4 protein-coding genes are annotated in these 6,778 nt (G+C 54.1%); 2 read left to right on the top strand and 2 right to left on the bottom strand.

What is annotated here, in order from left to right:
- Window positions 1-118: 118 nt before the first annotated feature.
- Together IV54_RS00880 and IV54_RS00875 are read right to left on the bottom strand one after the other, a co-directional pair.
- The gene (locus IV54_RS00880; RefSeq protein WP_057877512.1) at window positions 119-1,447 is read right to left on the bottom strand and encodes an MFS transporter; all 1,329 of its coding nucleotides are present in this window, start codon (window positions 1,445-1,447) and stop codon (window positions 119-121) included.
- A gap of 578 nt (window positions 1,448-2,025) precedes the next feature.
- Window positions 2,026-2,550 (bottom strand): DUF1440 domain-containing protein, encoded by a 525-nt coding sequence (locus IV54_RS00875; RefSeq protein WP_057877511.1) that lies wholly within the window; start codon window positions 2,548-2,550, stop codon window positions 2,026-2,028.
- A gap of 187 nt (window positions 2,551-2,737) precedes the next feature.
- Here IV54_RS00875 and IV54_RS00870 point away from each other — a divergent pair, with 187 nt between their 5' ends.
- A complete protein-coding gene (locus tag IV54_RS00870; protein ID WP_057877510.1) occupies window positions 2,738-5,002 on the top strand; it encodes an ATP-binding cassette domain-containing protein in 2,265 nt (754 codons plus the stop codon).
- A 75-nt stretch (window positions 5,003-5,077) separates the two neighbouring features.
- A complete protein-coding gene (locus IV54_RS00865; RefSeq protein ID WP_057877509.1) occupies window positions 5,078-6,604 on the top strand; it encodes a hypothetical protein in 1,527 nt (508 codons plus the stop codon).
- The last annotated feature ends 174 nt before the right edge of the window (window positions 6,605-6,778 follow it).

The raw sequence follows: 6,778 nt of genomic DNA, 5'->3' as shown, positions 1-6,778 counted from the left end.
AGACCACTTCTAAGAATAGATTCTTAGTGTTGCACTTGATTTGACAATTGAGGAATAATTTATTTTGCCAAAACATGCGAAAAATTTGTCCCGAATTTCGTTAGTACTAGTATGGGGGTTAATCTTGAGTGTCTGGTTGAATCTTGGCCTGGAGTTCGCGTTCGTTGTACAGCAAGAGTACCGCGAACATGACAACATAGAGAATCAGCGGTAACCAAGCATAGTTCAAGAGGATCATGTGCTGGGTGGCGCCATTCTGGGCGTGGTTGGCCGCGTAGCCAGACAGGTGGAAGAGGCCAGCAGTGATTAAGCCGCCCAGTCCCAAACCAACATTGACGCCGAAGTCATCGGTCGAGGCCAGGATACCCTCGGCCTGAATGCCCATCGCCATTCCATAACGGATGGTGTCGGCGATCATGATGGAGACGAGGCCAATGATGAGGCCATTTCCCACGGAGTTGATGAGGGTGCCGGTGAAGATGACCGGCAACAGGTTGCCGACAGCGCCCAGGCTGAGGATCAGTTGGCCAACTGCTGCGACCAGGATGCCCGTTAACATCGTGCGCTTCTTGCCCCAGCGATTGGAGAAACGAACGATTAGTAACACGCCAATTAAGGCCGCAAACGTGAAGGCGTTGGCGTACGGAACGAGTTGTTCATTATTTTGAATGTATTTGAAATAGTAGATGGTGGTTTGGTTCTTAATCGCAGTGGTCAACCAATACAACAGGATAACCACGGAGATGACCAGCCACGGCTTGTTCTGTTTCAACATCCCACTCACGGCCCGCCAAGATTGGTGAGCGTGCTCGGGATTGGTGAAACGCTCGCGCACGTGAATGAAGGTGTTCCAAATCAGAATCAGAGAGATCGCCCCGAACAACACGATGGTTAAGAGAAACCCGCGTTGTTGGTTACCGTGACCGAATAGCGCGACTAATGGCAGGGTGAAGACCGCCACGATAATCTGTACCGAACTCCCGCAGAACTGCCGAATGACGCCGAGCACGGTTTGTTCCTGATCGTTTTCCGTCATGGTAGGAAGAATCGACGTGATTGGCAGATTGACGGCCGTGTAGAGAAAGCCCAGTCCCAGATAGGTGACGTAGGCCCAGACGAGTTTACCGTTATCGCCAAATGGCGGCGTCACGAAGGTCAGGATGGCAAAGATGACATAGGGAAGCGCGTACCACAGAAAGAACGGCCGACTCTTGCCCCACTTTGAATGGGTGCGGTCAATCATGAGGCCAATGACAAGACTCTCGACGACATCGGCCAGCCGCGCCACCACGAAGAGAATCGCGGCCGCGCTGGCAGTCAGCCCGTAGACGTCGGTGTAAAAGAACAGCAGGTAGGTGGTCATCATTTGAAAGACCAGGTTGTCTGCCGCGTCACTTAGACCGTAACTCAGACGCTCGGGCCATTTGGTTTGCCAAGGTTTGTTCATTGCGTCGCCTCCAAGCGGTTGAATCAGTTGGTTAAATAGATCGTCACAGGCGGTCAGGGCCTACGTCCTGTGGGGACCAGGGAAAGCCTGAGGAGCGGTCTTTCCCTTCGCTTTTAGCCCCACAAAATCGTGGGTCAAAAAGTCGTCCCAGGCTGTAAGGCCGGGAAATCACCGACCAAACAGCCTCGACACGGGACTCCGGTCCTGACCACCTGCGACTGATATTGCGGGTGATTAAACCGGCTGAACGTGAGATGCTAGATGTGGCAACGCGGATGACGTTGCCAATCAGATAGTGTTAATTTTAATTACCGCAAATATCAGCGGATGATTTTACCACCGTTGCCAGTATTCAAATGTATCATTCACCACACCGTGTGGCGCCAGCTTGTGGCTGACAGGGCTCAGGTGTGTCGTTTGCCTTAGCGGCGTGATTTTCGCCGGTTAGGCAAAGGCCGAGCTTGGAGACTTTAGTTCTTTGAAAGGCTTCAAGTCGTGCCCACCCCGTTCCAGCCCTGTCAGCCGCGAGCTGGCGGGGTCTTCGCCACGCGTTAGCGCTGGCTTCGATCACTTACGACTTACTTTCGGCGTTCACTTTCCTGAACCAATCGCCGATAGACTTCCGCCCCAACCAGATCGTTGGTGACCATCCAGGCAATGTGGCCGAGTGCTTCGGACACGTGTTCCTCGGTGGGTTGATCCTTGGCGGCCGGCACGGTTCCCATGGCGGGCATCAAGCCGACGTGAAAGGCAATCCAGATGGTGAGGCCGAACCAGGTCCCGGCGTCCTTCTTCACGATCGGCAATTTTTCACCGACGATTTGATAGAGCACGGCAAAGGTGGTCGAGAAGCCAAAGTGGATGATGTAGCTGACCCATGGCAACTTATGGCCGGAATACGTATAAGTGGCGTGCGTGACTTTGGCGGGAATCCCGAATTGTTCCAATAGGGTCTGTGGGGGATTCGTGGCGTCACGTTCTTCGGTCCGTGGGGGGAGAATGTTTTCCCAACCGAGTTTAACCAAACCGGAGACGATGCCGGCGGCACCACCAGCGATGATGGCGGCGGGCAGATTCAAGGGGTGCTTTTTCAATAAGGACATAGGATGTTCCTCCTTCTAAAAATCTTACACGTTAAAGTATAAGCGTACACAACCGAAAACTGGCGTGATTGGCTTGCGAGTTTTCGAGCAGGTGGAAATTTTTAGAATGTGTTAGGCTGAAAAGGTGCCCCAGTATGAGGCGAATTAGTATAGAAGAAAAATGACGTGAGAGGGGTTTGGTTTAGCGATGCCATTTGAACAGGGATACATTGAAATTAAAGATGCCACGCAAAACAATCTGAAGCATGTGAGTTTAAAGGTGCCCAAATATCAGACGACCGTTTTTGTTGGGCTGTCTGGTTCGGGGAAGTCGTCGCTGGTATTCGACACGATCGCCGCAGCCTCTCGCCGAGAACTCAACGAGACCTTCCCGAGCTTCACGCAACAATACTTACCCAAATTCGGGCAGCCTCACGTTCAGGATATCGAACACCTACCCGTGGCCATTGTGATTGCGCAACAACGGTTAGGGAAGAATGCGCGGTCGACCTTGGCCACCTACACCGGGATCTATTCGTTAATGCGTTTGTTGTTTTCACGAATTGGGAAACCGTTTATCGGTTACTCCGACAGTTTCTCCTTCAACTTACCCCAGGGGATGTGCCCGTCCTGCCAAGGGTTGGGTTACGTGGATGACATCGACGAGAGTAAGCTGATTGATCCCGAGAAGTCGCTGAACGAAGGGGCGATTACCTTTGTTAGCTTCGGTCCCGACACCTGGCGTTGGCGGCGATACGCCACCAGTGGCCTCTTTGACGACGACAAACCCATCAAGGATTACACCGCCGAAGAATACGAACTGCTGATGCATGCTCCTCAACAGAAGCTGGCACATCCTGGTGAAGGCTTTCCCCGGACGGCCCTGTACGAAGGGGTTGTGCCGCGGATTCGCCGGTCGGTCATCGGCAAGAAGGAAGCCGAACACCACCGCGAGGCCATTGCCGAAATTGTGACCCGCAAGCCATGTCCCGTTTGTCACGGCACGCGGCTAAAGCCAGAAGTTCTGACGGTGCACATCAACGGCGTCAACATTGCCGACGTCAGTGCGATGGACCTCAATCATGTCTTGCGTTTCCTGCAGGGCATCACCGAGCCGTTGGCCACCGACGTCGTGCGTGAACTCAGCACCAAGATTCAGTCGCTGGTCGACATCGGCCTGGGCTATCTGACCTTAGACCGGGGGACCAGCTCCCTTTCCGGTGGGGAGGCCCAACGAATTAAGATTGCCAAATACCTAACCAGTGCGCTGGTCGATATGGTCTACATCCTAGATGAACCCAGCGTGGGCTTGCATCCGCATGACATTCAACTGATTCGCCAGGCCCTCACCAAATTGAAGGACAAGGGCAACACCATCCTGGTGGTCGAGCACAATCCGGCTATGATCAGTTTTGCCGACTACGTGGTCGAAATGGGCCCGCTGGCCGGTCAGGGTGGCGGTCAGATCACCTTTACGGGGACGTATCAAGACCTGCTGGCCTCCGACACGTTGACGGGCGATTGGTTGCGGCAAGCCCATCATTGGGGCCCAGAACGCCAGCCAACCGGTCAGTTGGCATTACGGCACGTGACTCAAAATAATTTGCAAGACGTCAATGTGGACGTGCCCCTGGGGGTCATGACCGTCATCTCCGGAGTCGCCGGCTCTGGGAAGTCGTCATTGGTTACGGCCCTAAAGGCCAAGTTGACGGGTGACTACATCGATCTGGCACAGGCGCCGGTCGGTATCAATATCCGATCGACTCCCGCCACCTACCTGGGCATTTTGGATGGGATTCGGAAGCTCTTTAGCGATGCCAACGGTCGCGTCGGTACCAGTCTCTTCAGCTACAATGGTAAGGGCGCTTGTCCGCGGTGTAAGGGGAAAGGCGTCACGATCACCAACATGGCGTTCATGGACCCGGTTGTGCAGACCTGCGAACTCTGTCACGGCAAACGCTACAGTGAAGAAGCCCTTCAATATCACTATCAGGATAAGACGATCGCCGAGGTGCTGCAGATGTCCGTCACGGCGGCCGCTGATTTCTTCGCGGCCACGCCCAAGATTGCGGCCCAACTGGCCAACATGGATAAGGTCGGCCTGGGCTATTTGACTCTGGCTCAACCCTTGACCACGCTGTCCGGTGGGGAATTACAACGGTTGAAGCTGGCGGTCGAACTCGGTAAGCAGGGAACGGTCTACCTGTTAGACGAACCCACGGCCGGGTTGCATTTAAAGGACACCGCCCGACTGATGACGTTGTTCAATGCCTTAGTGGCGGCGGGAAATTCGTTGATTATCATCGAACACAACCTGGCTGTGATTAGTCAGGCCGACTGGTTGATTGACGTTGGGCCGGATGCCGGTCGTTACGGCGGGCATATCCAGTACAGCGGCACCCCACGGGGATCGGTCGCTGTGGCCGATTCGCGAACCGGGGTCGCGTTGCGGGAATGGATCAATGAGAATTAAAAACGTACGTTCCCCATTTTCGATAACTATGGTATGCTAGGAGAACCGAATTTTTGAAACGAAGGGAAGATCCGTATGGTCACCACACTCCTCACACCTGCCGAAAATCGCTTTCTCCAGCTCAGTCAGCCGGCACTCCAACTGCCAGATTTGACGCGCGTCATGCCGCTATTACGGGAACATCCGACGGTCAAAACGACCAGTGACTTTCTGCCACGGTCGGCGCGCGACCTCTTGACGGATCAGCGAGTGGACTGGCTCTTGCAGGGAAGTCGCGTCTGGAAGCTACTGGCTCGTTTACCCTATGCGATTAATGCCAGCGAGCACCGGACGGACTGGACCCACTGTGCGTTGTGCCACAAGCCGGTGCGCTACGAATATCACGTGGTGTTGCGCACGGATGGCCAGGAGATCGTGGTGGGCTCGGAGTGCGTCAAGAAGTTCATGAGTGATGAAATGCAGTATCTGATGGCAATCACCACCGAGGATAACTTCCACGCCGTCGCTCAGTATGACGATCTGACCGCCCACTACCCGCAGGTTCCAGAGATTCTGTGGGACCAAACAGCCTTGCCCAATCTGCCTCAGGCCCAACACGGGCGTCATCGGTGGGTGCGCCGGGGTACGCAAACGACGGTCGATGGTTATCTGAAGCATCGGCAGCAACGGCTACCGCAAGCGGAACTAACCCCGTATTTAACCGAATATACGCAACTGACCGAATTGGATCAGAAAGCGGCGCGGGCGTTGGCTCGGCAACAAGTCCAGCAGGATGAAGTCGCCAAGAAACGGGCTGAACGTGAAGCGGCGGCCGCTTGGAAGTCCGCCGCAACGCAGGAAAGTGCCGCGGTGCAGGCGCTACGAGCCTCACAACCTTACCGTGATTATCTGGCGACGGTGGCCGCGTTAATTGTTCAGCATTTGCCGTTAACGACATTCAAGGCACGACTAGCTGAAATTGCCCAACCACGATCATTGAAGAAACTGGTTAACTCCTATCAGTTAGGTGTCATGGCCACGGAGTTCGACCGCAGTGGCAAGATTGCGGCGGCCCGTTTACAGATTGTGCCGCGTTATCTGGTGGCCGATTTGAATCGCCGCGTGCGTTTCCGGGCAAAGCAACGTCAACGAGATTGGGTTGATGATCTGTTTAATGTTGCGATTGGCTTTGCGTTAACGCCGGCAGAACGCCGGGAACAACTTCAACCGTTGCGTGAGCCCTGGGAAGGACGGCAAGTCCCGGCGCAGGTGTTCATTGATTGTGAGTCACTTCGTGCTGAGCTGGAGGCTGGTAAGTCATTACCCGCGAGCTGGCCAACCGAATTGACGCAAGCCTTCACGGAACGGCTGGCGCTGCAGCCCCAACAAGGTTGGGTGCCGGCTAGAAAGAATCACGTGACGCCTAGTCAGTTACGGCAGCTAACGGCGGGGAAGTCAGATTTCACGGCCGTACAGACGGCGTATCGCCGGTTGTACGCCTTGCCTGAAGCAGATGAGGCCATCACGCTGTCGGCGTTACATCAGTATTATTTGCGCCAACGGGACCGTGAAGAACAACGGCAGGATACGACGCAAGCGTTACTGCGTGAGTTGATGAAATAGATGCAATTAAAGTTACGATTGAAATGAGGGCGACATGGAATTGAATGTTCCAGGTCGCCCTTTTTGTCACCAATATAAAGAAAAACGAAAAATATTATCAAGTTTTAAATTAAATATATTTCCTCGATTTAAAATTGAAGTGCAACACCTGCTCTACTAGACCAGTTCTTTATT

Origin of the sequence: Levilactobacillus paucivorans, from assembly GCF_001437125.1 — a bacterium.
GTDB lineage: Bacteria > Bacillota > Bacilli > Lactobacillales > Lactobacillaceae > Levilactobacillus > Levilactobacillus paucivorans.
Note: the sequence above shows the minus strand (reverse complement) of the source record. Positions and strands in the feature narration are given on the sequence as shown.